The following is a 14,762-nucleotide window of genomic DNA, read 5'->3' as shown; positions in this document are numbered from 1 at the left end:
GCAGATATATGCCGAAATCATCCACGGTATCCTTCGAGCAACACGGAGGCGGTCCGGAACAAAAAATCATCGCGCCGAGGCCTCATCAAATTGTGGTGGTTGGTGGTGGAATAGCGGGATTGGAGATCGTTTCCAAACTGCCGCGGACCATACGTAGAACCCCGATTGCTGTGACGCTAATCGATAGGGAGCCGGCCTATGTCTGGAAGCCGATGCTACATACAATCGCTGCCGGAACAACCGACGTTTCCCAGCAGGAAACCTCCTATATTGCCCAAGCCCGCAGTCGCCGTTTCGTCTTTGAGCCCGGAGAAGTCCAGGGAATCAATCGGAAGGAGCGCAAGGTATATCTTGCCCCGTTAGAGATCGACGGACGCCGTATCTTGCCGAAACGGCATATCTCCTATGACACCTTGATCCTGGCGACGGGTAGTCAGGCCAACGACTTTGGAATACCGGGCGTGCGCGACCACTGCTTCATGATTGACAACCGTTCCCAAGCGATGAACTTCAATCGGGAAATTATGGCCCGAGTACTCGAAACGCTCGTCGCCAACAGCATGTTGCAGATTGCAGTGGTCGGGGGCGGCGCCACTGGAGTTGAACTCGCCGCAGAGCTTATCCAACTTACTGACGTCACGGCCTACTACGGCGCAGCGGGACTGCGCAACCAAGTCAAGGTGACTCTGCTTGAGAGCGGGCCTAATCTGCTGGGCGCATTTCCGGATCGTGTCGCAATCGCCGCGCGCGAACGTTTGGAGAGGCTCGGCGTCACCGTTCTCACTGGCGCGCAGGTCGTCGCGGCGGACGCCGGCTCCCTTCAACTGGCAGATGGCAGACAGATCAACGCAGAGCTGAAGGTATGGGCTGCCGGTGTGAAGGCCGCGGATGCATGCGCAACATTCGACGGTCTTGAGGTGACGCGTAATAACCAGATCGTGGTGAGACCGACCTTGCAGACGACGGTCGATTCAAGAATTTTTGCCGTCGGAGATTGTTCGAGCCTTCCTCTGGATGATGCGGGCAAGCAGCTGCCTCCGGCAGCCCAGGTTGCGCATCAGCAGGCTTCTCATTTGATCCGTTATCTTCCTGGTTGGCTGGAGGGAGTAGATCTGCCGCCCTTCAACTTCCGGGACTTCGGTTCGATCGTGTCGCTCGGTGGCTATGGCGCCTATGGCTCACTCGGACAATTCGGTCTGTTCAAAGGCGGCTTCATCCGCGGACGCGTGGCTCAGCTCGGTCACATTCTTCTCTACCGCAGCCACCAAGCACGGCTGCACGGTTTCTGGCGCGGTGGCCTGATATGGCTCGCGGACATGATCAATTCTCGCGTCCGACCGCGTATTCGATTGCCCGATTGATCAATGAGACCGACGTTGGCTTCCCCGCCCGTTCCGCCATCCGCAAACTAAACAGATAATCGCCAGTCACCCAATTCACACCTGGGACGCGAACGCACTTCCAAGGTTACCAAGGCTGCCACATGACTCCCGTCTTTCTCGGAACACTCCTTGCCTCCGGGCTCTTCGCCGGTTATTTTCACGTGGTTTCCGGACCCGATCACCTCGCCGCGATTGCACCGTATGCGGTCGATGCCAAGGCCAGGGCTTGGCGCACAGGTATTCGCTGGGGAATCGGGCATAGCGCCGGCGTCATTTGCGTCGGGTTGCTCGCGCTGCTGCTGCGAGACACGCTTTCCCTCGATCTTATCTCGGCCTGGTGTGAGCGTTGCGTTGGTGTCGTGCTCTGCGTCATCGGGCTTTGGGGGTTGCACGTAGCGTTGACCGATCGCCCAATACACCATCTGTATGGGCGTGGCGGACACTCGCATGGCCATGAACATAAGCACTCAGCGTTTGCGGTGGGCACGTTGCACGGCCTTGCTGGCAGTTCGCATTTGCTCGGTATCGTTCCCGCGCTTGCTTTGCCCTCGGATGGTGCCGCGGCAGCCTATCTTCTTTTGTTCTGTCTCGGAAGTATTGCTGCGATGGGGACCTTCTCATCTTTCGTTGGCTGGCTCGCAGGCCGGCCGGCCGCCAGCAGTGTCAAAACGCAAAATGCGCTAATGGCCTTGTTTTCGGTAATGGCTATTATGGTGGGCGGCATCTGGATTTTCTCGGACATGTGATTAAACCTTCGTCCTGCGCCAACACCTTACGTCGTAAGTGTCCTGCCGTGACCCGCCCGGAGGCTTCCGCGTAATTGCCATCGTATCGGGTCGATGCGGCGAGTCTCAGGCCAAGAATTTTGCAGCTCGAACCTGGCTCCTGTTCCTCCACGTCCGCTTGTCACGCCGCCAGTCCGTTCGGAACTACTCGGCAAATGATTTCCTCGCCCGCGGATGAAGCGCGATGCCGAGGCACTTGGGGATGGGTAAAGCCCGGACTAGGCTGTATTCCTGGAGTCGCCGCCGGTCTCGAAACTCCACGATAGCGGCGATCAGGAATTCTGAGCATTCCTGTCGAGAGCGGCCAGACTTCATCCGTTCTGACTGCGAGCATGCGTCATGAGCCGATCGGCCGATAATGCTGTCTTGCCGTGATCCTTCGACATCCAGTAATATCCGTTTCCTTTGTGCAAACCAGACGTAAGCCGAGTAGCTGCAGAAATTCCGCTCACCACCCAACCGCGACGGATTGGAACCGGAAGAATCGACCCGTTGCTGCCATTCCCTATAACGCTGGGAATTTCCGGTGCTGGCCCTTCTGCGACGATGGGAACGGGGATGGAAAAGATCGACACTCTGCGGACTTTCGTTCGGCCGCCCGAGCGGGATTTACAGCCATTGCGTCTGCAGACTCAGACGCAATGGCTGTGAGGTCACCTCGTCACAACTGATCAGATGGAGTATCCTAGCAGGCATGCCGGCCATGGGATTGGACGTGGGGCGCGCATCCCATGGTGGACGGTAGCACTCGACTCAAGCTGATTGCATGGGGGATACTGCAGTGGAGGGGCGCGAGCCGGATGATTCAAGCGTCAGTCTCAGACAACAGGTCGAGCTGCTGAGGCGGGAGCGTGACGAGGCTATCGAGCAACAGACGGCGACGAGCGAAATACTGCGGGTCATTCCGATCTCGACCAGTTCCGCGCAGCCCGTCTTCGATGCGATAGCGAAAAGCGCTGCGAGGCTGTGCGCGGCAGAATTTTGCTTTGTGTTTCGGTTCGACGGTGAACTCCTGCACGCCGTCGCCTATCACGGCATATCGCGCGAAGGCATTGAAGCGGTACATGCCATTTTCCCGCGGAAACCCTATAGGGGCAATGTAACGGGGCGAGCCTTTCTCAGCGGTACCATAGAGCAGATTCCTGACGTATTTGCCGATCCCGAATACCAGTTGCTCCCGCTGGCGAAAATCGTCTCCTATCGCAGTGCCATCGGCGTGCCGCTGATGTTGACAGGGCGTCCGATCGGAGCGATCGGCGTCAGTCGACGTGAGGTCGGATACTTTCCAGAACGGCAGGTTAAACTCCTGCGGACATTCGCCGATCAGGCGGTGATCGCCATCGAGAACGTCCGTCTTTTCGAGGAAGCGCAAGCGCGCAACCGAGAGATTGGCGAGGCGCTCGAACAGCAGACTGCGACAAGCGAAATACTTCGCGTCATCTCGACGTCACCGACCGATGCGCAGCCCGTGTTCGACACTATCGCGCAGCGTGCCGCCCGGCTTTGCGGCGCGCAATTCTGCCACGTGTTTCGCTATGATGGCGAACTGTTGCATTTCGTCGCGCATCACCGGCTGGAACCCGAGGGCGCGATGCTTCCATCCCCACCCGGTCGAGGCAGTGCGGCCGGGCGTTCAATCCTCAGCCGATCGGTGGAGCAGATAGAGGACCGGCTCGTCGATCCAGAATACGAGGCCCACCCCGCCCTTAGCGCACAATCCTCGAACTACCGGAGCCTGGTGGCCGTACCTATCTTGCGCGGCGGTCTTCCGATCGGAACCATTGTCGTGGCAAGAACCGAACCGGGATTGTTCCCCGATCGCCAAGTCGAACTCCTCAAGACCTTCGCGGAACAGGCCGGGATAGCAATCGAGAATGTTCGACTGTTCACCGATCTGGAGAAACGGAATCTCGACCTGAAGGAAGCGCTGCAGCAGAAGACTGTGACAGCGGATGTCCTCAAGGTCATCAGCCGGTCGACCTTCGACCTCCAGACCGTGCTCGATACGCTTGTCGAGTCGGCCGTGCGGCTTTGCGAGGCGTACGATGCAGTGATATTCCTGAAGCATGGAGACATGCTCCATCCGAGAGCGCACCATGGGCCGATTCCAATGGATCTCCCTGGCTGGCCGGTATCACCGGGCTGGGCGACCGGGCGAGCGGTTATAGAGCGAAGGTCCGTCCATGTCCCCGACCACAGCGCCGAAGCCGACGAGTTCCCGGACGGACACCGCATGGCGGCGCGGATGGGCCACCGTACAACTCTGGCAGCGCCTTTGTTGCGGCAAGAGGAATCAATTGGCGCTCTCGTCATTCGCCGGACCGAAGTCAGGTCTTTCACGGAAAAGCAGATCGAGCTCGTTCAGACCTTTGCCGACCAGGCGGTCATAGCGATTGAGAACGTGCGGCTGTTCGACGAGGTGAAGGCGCGAACGGCAGAGCTGTCCGAGGCGCTGGAGCAGCAGACCGCGACGGCCGACGTGCTGAAGGTTATCAGCCGTTCCGCATTCGACCTGCAGGGCGTTTTGGATACCCTTGTATCGTCGGGTGCCCGTCTTTGCCACGCGGACATGGCGACCATGACCCGGCCGATGGGTGACGCGCACTATCCTGTCGCCCGCTTCGGCTTCTCGCAGGAATTCGACCAATATTTCCGAGCGCTCCCGCTGGAGCCGGGGCGCGGCACCATCGTTGGGCGCACCCTGCTTGGGGCCCGGCCGGTTCAGGTCGCCGACGTTCTCGATGACCCGGAGTACGAGCTGCGCGAGGGGCAAAGACTTGGCGGGTTTCGTAGCGTACTTGGCGTGCCGCTCCTGCGCGAAGGAAGCCCGATCGGGGTGCTCGCATTGGCCCGCTCGACCGTGCGGCCCTTCACCGATAAGCAGATCGAGTTGGCATCGACCTTCGCCGACCAGGCGGTGATCGCCATCGAAAATGTGCGTCTTTTCCAGGAAGTACAGGCGAGAACCGAGGAGCTGTCGCGCTCCCTCGAGGAACTCAAGACCACGCAGGACCGATTGATCCAGACGGAGAAGCTCGCCTCGCTCGGACAACTGACCGCCGGAATTGCGCACGAGATCAAGAACCCGTTGAACTTCGTCAATAATTTCTCGGCGCTGTCGGTCGAATTGATCGAAGAGCTTCAGCAAGCGGTGGGCGGCGCGGTAGCCGACGGCGCGCCGCGCGCCGAGATCGACACACTCGCCGACACGATAAAGGGCAATCTTGAGAAGATCGTCCAGCACGGCAAGCGCGCCGATTCAATCGTCAAGAACATGCTTATGCATTCGCGTCAGGGAGCGGGAGAGCGCCGCCCGACCAATATCAACGCCATCGTCGAGGAGAGCCTCAATCTCGCCTATCATGGGGCTCGAGCTGAGAAGCAGGGGTTCACGATCACGCTGGAGAAATCACTCGATCCAGTGGCCGGTGAGGTCGACCTATACCCGCAGGAGATCACACGCGTGCTTCTCAATCTTATCTCAAACGGTTTCTATGCGACGAGCAAACGCGCGGCATCGGCCGCAAGCTCTGTGTGGGCGGCGCGAATCGTCATTACGATATTGTAGAAACCAACGGTCGCACCCACCAGGAACAGGAGCCCACCAAAAGCGCGAGCGATGTAATAAGGGTGCATGGCGACGACGGACTCGAGGAACGAATAGGCGAGCGTCCCGTTCTCGTTATAGGTACGCCACATGAGCCCCTGAATAATGCCCGAGTTCCACATCGAGAACACGTAAACGATCGTCCCCGAGAGCGCGAGCCAGAAGTGGACCTCGACCAGCTTGGGCGAATACATCGCTTTCTGCTTCCACATCCACGGCACGAGCGCGTAAATCGATCCGAAGGAAATCATCGCGACCCAACCGAGTGCGCCGGCATGCACGTGCCCAACCGTCCAGTCGGTGTAATGGGAGAGCGAATTCACCGCCCGGATTGCCATAAACGAACCTTCAAAGGTTGCGAGGCCATAAAAGACGGCAGCGACCATCATGAATCTGAGCGTCGCGTCGTCACGCACCTTGTGCCAAGCGCCGTTGAGCGTCGCCAGGGCATTGCCCGCAGAGGCCCAGGACGGCACCAGCAGCACCAACGAGAAGGTCATGCCGAGGGTCTGGACCCACTGCGGCAGTGCTGTGAAGTGCAAATGGTGCGAGCCCGCCCACATGTACATGAAGGTGATGCCCCAGAAGCTGATGATCGATAGCCGATAGGAGAAGAGCGGCCGTTCCGCACGCTTCGGCAGGTAGTAGTACATCATGCCGAGAAAGCCGGCGGTGAGGAAGAATGCGACAGCGTTGTGGCCGTACCACCATTGGGTCATTGCGTCCTGAACACCGGAAAACAGCGAATAGCTCTTCGCATGTCCGAACGACACCGGCACGCCGAGATTGTTGACGATGTGGAGGACCGCAACGACAAGAATGAAGGCCATGTAATACCAGTTGGCCACGTAGATGTGCGGTTCCTTACGGCGTGCCAATGTTCGGATGTAGATGAGAAAATAGACGATCCAGACGATCGTCAGCCAGATATCCGCATACCATTCAGGCTCCGCATATTCCTTCGATTGGGTGATGCCGAGAAGGTAGCCACTCGCAGCGACCAGGCAGAAGAGATTGTAGCCGATAAGCACGAACCAGGGGCTCAACTGATCCGGCAGGCGAGCGCGCGACGTTCGCTGCAACACATGGAAGGACGTCGCGATCAGCGCGTTGCCTCCGAAGCCGAAGATCACTCCGGAGGTATGGACTGGGCGGAGCCGGCCGAAGCTCGCCCAGGCTGCGTCGAACGTCATATCCGGCCAGGCGAGCAACGCCGCGACCCAGACACCGACGAACATGGCGATCACTGCCCAAACCATGGCCAGGACGATGCCCACTTTCGTCGGATCGTCGTAATAACGACTGAGCCGCTCCGGATCGGGCTCGGGAGAATAGAAGTCTGACATGACGAAGAAAGCGAGCCCAAAGCTGAAGACCAGCACAATAAAGCCGTGAACGCCAAGCGTGTCCGCCCGACCATCGGCCGCCATGGTCAAGCCGCACAGGCTGACAACCAGAAGAATGACGACGGCCCATCGCCGTTCGCTCATTGTCAGTCTCGCGACCATCTATCTGCCTCGTTCCAAGCGAGTTGCACGCAAACCTCAACACGCGACGCGCGGCTTCACACATCGACATGCGGGAACGCCGACGATGACGTGTCCTCGACAGGCGGTCTTTGCCGAAAGCACCGCTTTTTTTTTAATTCTGCCGCGCATCACTACCCCTGTGTCAGTCGTCATGGCTACTCAGGTCGCGGCCCGTCGGCCGGAAGCAGTGTAACCCCGGACGGTTTTGTTCAAAATGCAGCCCAAAGCGACAAGACGCGGAGCGCGATTGCCACCGAATTTGCTACGCTGGGAGAAATTGAAGCGCGGAGGCGATGGAGTGAAAGAGCCGTCACAGAGCTCGCCGATCGGTGCGCCATACCCGACCAATTTGAACAATGCGCCGGACGGCGCCGGGACGACCGAGGCATCGGCCGGTTCTATCGCTGCGGCGATGGACCGGTCCGGCGGCATATCAAACCCGTCCGCTGAGGCAGAACCGACCAGACCGGCGATCGTCGAACGGGTCGAGCCGTCGCCGATACCCGCGTCGCCGGCAGCGACGGGCAAGGCGCCGATCGCCGCCACCATCGTCGCCATCAGCACCGCCGTGATCGTGGGATTGTCGTTGTGGTACCTGGTGCAGCCGCAGCCCCTGCTGGTCCAGGGCGAGGCCGACGCCACCCGCATCGACATCGCCGCGCGCGTCGATGGCCGCGTCGGCGAGCGGCCCATCTCGCGGGGCGACAATGTGAACGCCGGCCACTTGCTCGTTGCAATCGACAATCCCGAGCTGCGGATGAAATTGCGCGAGGCCGAAGCGGCACGCTTGGTCGCTGTTGCCGATCTCAAACGCATTGAGGTCGGCACGCGCGCCGAAGTTATTGCCGAGCGCAAGGCGGCGGTCGCGGCAAGCGCGGCGAACATGACGCTTGCGCAGCAGACCTATGATCGCACAGTGCAGTTGACGAAGAGCGAACATGCGTCAATGCAGAACCTCGACGAGGCGACGGCATCGCTCGATGTCGCCAAGCGATCTCTGGAGCAGGCCAAGCTTGCCCTCGACGAGGCGGTCGCCGGATACACGGCAGAGGAGCGCGGCGTAGCAAAGGCTGCTGTCGCCAAGGCAGAGGCGGTAATCGTCACCCTCAAGGCGCAGGTCGCGGAGCTGACGGTCAGCGCGCCGGTTTCGGCGCAGGTCTATCAGGTCGCGGCCGAACCGGGGGAATATGTCTCACCCGGCGTGCCCCTGCTCTCGCTCATCGACCTTAGCGACGTCTGGCTGCGCTTTGACCTTCGCGAAGACTTGCTCAACGGGTTGAAGGTCGGCGATCGGTTCACGGCAAGGATTCCCGCACTTGGAGACGCCCCGATAGAAGTCGAAGTGCGGACGATTGCAACGCGCGGCGAATATGCCGGGTGGCGGGCGACGCGGGCAACCGGAGACTTCGACCTGCGCACCTTCGAGGTGAGAGCCTATCCGGTCGAAAAGGTCAGCGCGTTGCGGCCCGGAATGAGCGCCTACACCGATTGGCGGGCACGATAATGCCAACCCCCCATCGTCCCGGCATTGTCAGCGTCGCCATGCGCGAGATAACCTGGATCTGGCGCGACAAGGTGGCGCTGCTGCTCGTCGTGGGCATTCCGTTGCTCGCCTTTGCGCTGTTGGCCGCGACCTTCAGCAATGCGGTTATCCGCAACCTCCATGTCGATGTCGTCGATCACGACCGATCGAGGACTTCGATGACCTTCGTTCATGCCATCAGTGCCGCGCCGGGCGTTAATGTCGACGTGCGGTCTGAGGACCTTTATCAGGCAATGCATGCGGTCCGATCGGGGAAAGCCATTGCCGCAGTCTACCTTCCCAAGGATCTCGAGAGCGACATTCTGGGCGGGCGCCGTCCGAGGATCGTGATCTTTTCCAACAAGCAGTTCTTCACCCCCGGCAATGTTGCTTCCGGCGCGCTCCAGGGCGCCGTCTCAGCCGCCGTCGCCGACCTGCCGCCCGGTCTACGCGGGACCTCCTTTCAGCCCGGACCGCTGATCGTCGAACAATATGTGCTCACCAATCCCGCCATGAACTATGCGCAGTTTCTGCTGCGCGCGATCTTGCCGACCGTCCTTCACATCGTGGTTGCGATCGCCGCCGGCTATGCCGTTGGCTCGGAGTTCGGGTCGCGCAGCATGAGCGAATGGCTGTCGACTGCCGGAGGAAGCAGCTTGACCGCACTCGTCGGCAAGCTCGCCCCGTACTTCATCATTTTCCTGCTAATAATGGCCGTCGGGCTCGGCATCATTCACGGTCTCTACGAGATCCCGTTTCGGGGCAACGCGGCGCTTGTCGGCGTTTCGGCCTGTCTGTTGATCATCGCCTACCTTTCGATAGGCGCTTTGCTCCAGTTGCTTGTCCGGAATCTTGCCTTCGGACTGAGCCTCACCGGTATCGTCTGTTCCCCGGCTTTCGGATACGCAGGCGTAGGGTTCCCGGTTCTTGCCATGGGCGCTTTCGCGCGCGGCTGGGGCGCCCTTTTACCCCTGCGCTGGTACATACAACTTCTGTTCGACCAGGCGGCGCGCGGCGTGCCCGCGCAGGATTCGGCCATGCCTTTCATGATGCTCGGCGGTTTGGCCTTCGTCTATTTCGGCCTCGCCTTAATGAGACTGCGCTCGGTTTCCCGTCGCCCAATGCCCAACCCGGCGGAGGCACCAGCTCCACCGGGCCCGGCTCGGATCGGTCTCGTGCGCGCCTTCACCGATGAATACGGCCGCATCCTTCGCGACCGCGGCGCCTTCAGCCTGATCGTGCTCGCGCCGATCATCTATGGGGTATTCTATCCGCAACCCTATCTCGGTCAGCTCATCAAGAACGTTCCGATCGCCGTGGTCGACGACGACAGGTCAAACGTCAGCCTGACGATCCTCCAGGCCCTCGATGCACATGAGACCCTCGAAGTTGCGGTTCGGCCGACCACTCTGGCGGAAGCGCAGATGGCCTTGGCGGGTCGCGAGGTTTTCGGCATCCTGGGCATTCCCGCAGGCACGGAGCGCGACGTTCTGAAGGGTGGCGGCGCAAGGTTGCCTGCATTCGTGGACTCCACCTATTTCCTGCTCTACAACCGCACGCTCCAGGGTATCCAGGAAGCGGTGGGCGCAGTCCGCGCCGATCTTGCAGCACGCAGCGCGCGACCGGACGGCAGTCTCTACCGGGCCGCGCTGGCCGGCAGCGCGCCCGTCGAAATCCTGAACCAGCCACTCTTCAACCCCACCGGCGGCTATGGCAGTTACATCGTGCCGGCCGCCTTCGTCCTGATCCTGCAACAAACGCTACTGATGGGAGTCGCGACGGTTGGCGGCGTGGCGTTCGAAGGTGGCGGTCACGCCGCACTCCGCAATCGCAGCGCCTTGACGGCGGTGATCGGCCAGAGCCTTGCGCACCTGTTGCTTTCACTGCCGGGTTACGCGCTCTTTCTGGTCGTCCTTCCGAGAGTCTACGGTTTTTCTGCGAGCGACCGCGTCTTCGAAATCCTCGCGCTTTCCATTCCCTTCATTCTGTCCGTCAGCTTGCTCGGCCAGTTTGTCGGAGGCTGGTTCAAGCGCCGCGAGACCGCGGTGCTCTTGTTCATCGCGATCAGCCTGCCACTTTTCTTCCTTGTCGGCGTGGCCTGGCCGCCTGAAGCGATCCCTCCCGTTCTGCGCGCCGCAAGCGTGATCCTGCCAAGCACGTCGGGAATCGACGCGCTGGTGCGCGTGAACCAGATGGGAGCCTCGCTGTTTGACGTTTTCGACGACTGGATGAGACTCTGGGCGCTGGCGGGCGCATATGCGATCCTGGCTGTTGCGGGCGCCCGGATTGCAACCGCCCGGAGAGCCTAGAATGGATATTGGATCGAAACATCGTCTCCTGATCGCGCTGGCCGTGACGGCCGTGACAGCTCTCCCATTGGCGACAGCGGAGGTCTCGCGCGCGCAGGAAGCGGAGCGGTCGATCCCCGGCATGGTACGCCGAACCGAGATTCGGATCGCACCCGAGATATCGGGTCGGCTGGCCTCGGTGGCAGTTTCGCCCGGCGAAACGGTTCGGAAAGGCGACCTGCTTGCGATTGTCGATAGTCCCGATCTTGTCGCTTCGGTCGGCGAAGCCAAAGCCGTGGCGGCGAGCGCGCGGGCCGACCGAGACAAGGTCTATTCGGGCGTCAGAGATGAGGAAGTGGCAATCGCCGATGAGGGCGTGCGCACGGCCGAGGCGAATCTCGTTCTTGCCCAACAGCAATACGCTCGAGCCAGCGCCCTCCTCACCAGAAATTTCGCCAGCCGCCAAACGGCGGACGAGGCCACCGCATCGCTCGCAAAAGCCGAGGCCGACCTCGACCTGAAGCAGGCCCAGGCGGCGGCTGCACGCGCCGGCCCCACGGCAGAAGAACGCGCATTGGCCGATGCCAGGGTTGCGCTCGCCGATGCGACGGTGGCGCAGCTCGCCGCACGCTTCGATAAGACGAGGCTGTTCGCGCCTGCCGACGGCACGGTACGCATACGGGTGGCCGAACTCGGAGAGATCCTGGGGCCCGGCAAACCGTTACTAACGATGGAGACCGAGGACCACCCGTGGTTTGCTTTTACCTTGCGCGAGGACGAAATGCATAGGATCGCGCTTGGGGCCGCGGTGACGCTGACCGCCCAGGACGGACGGCGCATCGACGCCCGCGTGACGGAACTCCGCCCACTGGGCGAGTTCGCCACCTGGCGTGCGGCCCGCGCCGTCGGCGATCACGATCTCAACAGCTTCCGCGTGCGACTCGACTCCGGTGAAGCCATAGATAATCTCGAACCGGGGATGACCGTTTGGCTCTCTCCTCAACCATAGGGCGCTCAAAGGCTGAGCGATATGATGGATATCATCGTCGATCCGTTTGTGCAGACTGGCGCTCTCGCCGCCGTCGGGGCGTTGATCACGCGCGTGCTGCTGCGCCACCATCCGAAGCGCCGCCTGATCGGTCAGCTGACCTTCTTCGTAGCACTCACAGTCCTGCTCCTCTATCACGGTATCATTCCCTATGAACCAGGGCGCCCCGGGACGACGGTCCTGCAACGGGTCTTCATCGCCATCGCCAAGATCATCTGGTGGACAAACGCGGCGTGGTCGCTGATCAGCATCGTCCGCGTGTTTCTGATCTTCGAGCGGCAGCCAAGCGAGGTGCGGCTCCTGCAGGACCTGATCGTCGGCGTGATCTATGTCGGCGCGATTCTGTCGGTCATTGCCTACGTATTCGACGCCCCCGTCGGCACGCTCATCGCGACCTCGGGTGCCATCGCCATCGTCCTTGGCCTCGCACTGCAAAGCACCTTGAGCGATGTGTTTTCGGGAATCGCGCTCAATCTCGCCAGACCCTACGGGATCGGCGACTGGCTCGTGCTCGGCAATGACATCGAAGGCAAGGTGGTGGAGACCAATTGGCGGGCAACGCACCTCGTCACCGGCGCCAACGATCTGATCGTGGTTCCCAACAGCGATCTCGCAAGGGCGAGGCTGACCAACCTCAGCAGTCCCGAACAAAGCCATGGCGTGACGCTCACTGTGCGATTCCGCCCGACCACACTACCCTCGGCGATGATCGAAGTGATGCGGTCGGCATTGACCAGCAGCAACTCGATCATGGCGCAGCCGGAACCGAGCGTCCAGGTGACATCCCTTGACGCGACTGCGGTTCAACTGGAACTGACATTCAGCGTTGCTGATATCGGACTCGCCGGAAAAGCAAGGACCGAGATCTTCGACCTGGTCTACCGCCACGCGAAGGCGACAGGGCTCATTCTTGCTCCGCCGCCTGAGAGCGCCGGAGCTGCGATGGGCGCCGCCGATGACGAGATCTCCTTCGGCCATCACACAACACCTCGACGCCTTCTTGATGCGATTGCGCTGTTTGCCTCGCTGACCGACGACGAAAAGGAAGCCCTCGCTTCGACGATGGTTCGCCGAACGTTCCGGAAGGGGGAGATTCTGGTCGAACAGGGTGCTGTCTTGGATTCGCTGATGATCATTCGCAGCGGCATCGTCGCAATTACGCGTCGCGACGAGACGCGGGTGACGGAACTTGTGCGTCTCGCGCCGGGCGACTTCTTCGGCGAAGCCGGTCTGCTCACGGGGGCGGGCGAGTTCGGGACAGTCGAGGCACTGACCTTCGTCGTGGTCTACGAGATCACACAGGAGGGTCTCGCAGCGCTGCTGTGCGACCGCCCTGCGATCGCCGACGAACTCGGCTCCAGTTTGTCCAAGCGAGCCGCCGCGGAGCTGGTTCGACTGAAACAATATCATGACGACGACGGTTCCAAGTCGGCGCCCCGCCTGACCGCACGCATCAGGCACTTGTTCAGGATCTGACAAATCCCGCCTTGAGTTCCGCGTACAGAGTATCGCTTACGGGTGATGCCGCAAGTGTGAAAAACGCCATCCTTTTGTAATAGCCTCGTGTCTGCAGCCGTGATCAAGTGGACCCCATGGAGCGTGCCAGCCCCCGCATGGTCACGCAGGCAGCCCGGGCGTGAGGTTGCGATGGGAAGGACGAGCAAGCCAGGTGCTTATGGTCAGAGGCTCGGCGACATATTCGGGCTCAAGGCGCCGCCGCCTTTCATCATCCGGACCTTGAGCCGGACCACCATTGCCGTCACGCAAATCGTCTGTGACGTCGAGAACAATGGCCTGACGGCTCCAATTCCTCGCGAGGATGCATTCCTCGCAACGATGCAATTGCGCCCATGCCCCAGGCACGACCTTTGGATCGACGGCAAACCTCAGAAGACCGGTTATCTGGCTGCCGGATCGCTCTCGATCTACGATCTCCGCCAGAATCCGATCGCCAACAGCATCAGTCCGTTTCGAAACCTGCATTTTTACCTGCCGCACAAGGTCCTGAACGCGATCGCCGACAGCGACGGTGCTCCGCGTGTAGACGAGCTGATGTCGCAGCCTGGGCTCGGAGTGGATGACCCGATCTTCAAAGGCCTCGCCACTTCCCTGTTGCCAGCCTTTGAGAATCCGCAGGAGGTGTCGCCGCTCTTCATCGATCATGTCACGGTAGCGATCGCCGCTCATCTCGCGCGCGTGTACGGCACCAAGGCCGGCAAGCCGGCGCGAATAACGCTGTCGGACCGGGAGGAGCGCCAGATCAAGGAGTTGCTTGCGTCGAGGCTGGATGGCGGCCTCACGGTCGCAGAGCTCGCGGACGCCTGCGGCCTGCCGGTGAGCCAGTTCGCCGAAGCGTTTCGCAGAGCCACCGGCTTGACGCCCCACCGATGGATCGAATGCCTCCAACTTGCGAGAGCCAGAGACCTTCTGCAGCAAAAGAACGTCTCGCTTGCTGAAGTCGCGGCAGCGACCGGCTTTGCGAGTGCCGACCATCTGGGGAGGGCGCTAGCTCGAGCCGACGGTGCGGTCGTGGTGCCCTGGCGCGAATATTCAAAATGAACCAAGCGCCCATCCGGGCACCTGTCATGCAATGGCCGAATT

At 61.0% G+C, this 14,762-nt stretch carries 9 protein-coding genes; 8 read left to right on the top strand and 1 reads right to left on the bottom strand.

What is annotated here, in order from left to right; translation table 11 throughout:
- Nucleotides 1–8: 8 nt before the first annotated feature.
- The 3 genes from RB548_RS01895 (at nt 9) to RB548_RS01885 (ending at nt 5,735) form a co-directional block, all read left to right on the top strand.
- On the top strand, nt 9–1,361 hold the full coding sequence (locus tag RB548_RS01895; protein WP_331373375.1) for an NAD(P)/FAD-dependent oxidoreductase: 1,353 nt from the start codon (nt 9–11) through the stop codon (nt 1,359–1,361).
- Between the two features lie 122 nt (nt 1,362–1,483).
- A complete protein-coding gene (locus RB548_RS01890; protein ID WP_331373374.1) occupies nt 1,484–2,128 on the top strand; it encodes a High-affinity nickel transporter in 645 nt (214 codons plus the stop codon).
- A gap of 805 nt (nt 2,129–2,933) precedes the next feature.
- Entirely contained in the window at nt 2,934–5,735 is a 2,802-nt protein-coding gene (locus RB548_RS01885) for a GAF domain-containing protein (RefSeq protein WP_331373373.1), read from the top strand.
- Here the strand turns inward: RB548_RS01885 and ccoN are convergent.
- A complete protein-coding gene (gene ccoN, locus RB548_RS01880) occupies nt 5,660–7,282 on the bottom strand; it encodes a cytochrome-c oxidase, cbb3-type subunit I (protein ID WP_331373372.1) in 1,623 nt (540 codons plus the stop codon). The genes RB548_RS01885 and ccoN overlap by 76 nt on opposite strands.
- Before the next feature lie 319 nt (nt 7,283–7,601).
- Between ccoN and RB548_RS01875 the strand changes: the two genes are divergently transcribed.
- The 5 genes from RB548_RS01875 (at nt 7,602) to RB548_RS01855 (ending at nt 14,720) form a co-directional block, all read left to right on the top strand.
- A complete protein-coding gene (locus tag RB548_RS01875) occupies nt 7,602–8,807 on the top strand; it encodes an HlyD family secretion protein (protein WP_331373371.1) in 1,206 nt (401 codons plus the stop codon).
- A complete protein-coding gene (locus tag RB548_RS01870; protein ID WP_331373370.1) occupies nt 8,807–11,134 on the top strand; it encodes an ABC transporter permease in 2,328 nt (775 codons plus the stop codon). The genes RB548_RS01875 and RB548_RS01870 overlap by 1 nt, the downstream gene beginning before the upstream one ends.
- A gap of 1 nt (nt 11,135) precedes the next feature.
- On the top strand, nt 11,136–12,122 hold the full coding sequence (locus RB548_RS01865; protein ID WP_331373369.1) for an HlyD family secretion protein: 987 nt from the start codon (nt 11,136–11,138) through the stop codon (nt 12,120–12,122).
- A gap of 21 nt (nt 12,123–12,143) precedes the next feature.
- Nucleotides 12,144–13,637 (top strand): mechanosensitive ion channel family protein, encoded by a 1,494-nt coding sequence (locus RB548_RS01860; RefSeq protein WP_331373368.1) that lies wholly within the window; start codon nt 12,144–12,146, stop codon nt 13,635–13,637.
- 171 nt (nt 13,638–13,808) lie between these two features.
- Complete coding sequence (locus RB548_RS01855) at nt 13,809–14,720, top strand: helix-turn-helix domain-containing protein (protein WP_331373367.1); 912 nt, start codon at nt 13,809–13,811, stop codon at nt 14,718–14,720.
- Nucleotides 14,721–14,762 lie beyond the last annotated feature (42 nt).

The organism is Sinorhizobium chiapasense, assembly GCF_036488675.1.
GTDB classification, from domain to species: domain Bacteria; phylum Pseudomonadota; class Alphaproteobacteria; order Rhizobiales; family Rhizobiaceae; genus Sinorhizobium; species Sinorhizobium chiapasense.
The sequence above is the reverse complement of the archived record's forward strand: the minus strand, read 5'-3'. Positions and strand labels throughout refer to the sequence as shown.

Coding starts and splice junctions, on each gene's coding strand:
- RB548_RS01895 (WP_331373375.1), top strand. CDS start 9: ATGCCGAAATCATCCACGGTATCCTTCGAGCAACACGGAGGCGGTCCG.
- RB548_RS01890 (WP_331373374.1), top strand. CDS start 1,484: ATGACTCCCGTCTTTCTCGGAACACTCCTTGCCTCCGGGCTCTTCGCC.
- RB548_RS01885 (WP_331373373.1), top strand. CDS start 2,934: ATGGGGGATACTGCAGTGGAGGGGCGCGAGCCGGATGATTCAAGCGTC.
- ccoN (WP_331373372.1), bottom strand. CDS start 7,282: ATGGTCGCGAGACTGACAATGAGCGAACGGCGATGGGCCGTCGTCATT.
- RB548_RS01870 (WP_331373370.1), top strand. CDS start 8,807: ATGCCAACCCCCCATCGTCCCGGCATTGTCAGCGTCGCCATGCGCGAG.
- RB548_RS01865 (WP_331373369.1), top strand. CDS start 11,136: ATGGATATTGGATCGAAACATCGTCTCCTGATCGCGCTGGCCGTGACG.
- RB548_RS01860 (WP_331373368.1), top strand. CDS start 12,144: ATGATGGATATCATCGTCGATCCGTTTGTGCAGACTGGCGCTCTCGCC.
- RB548_RS01855 (WP_331373367.1), top strand. CDS start 13,809: ATGGGAAGGACGAGCAAGCCAGGTGCTTATGGTCAGAGGCTCGGCGAC.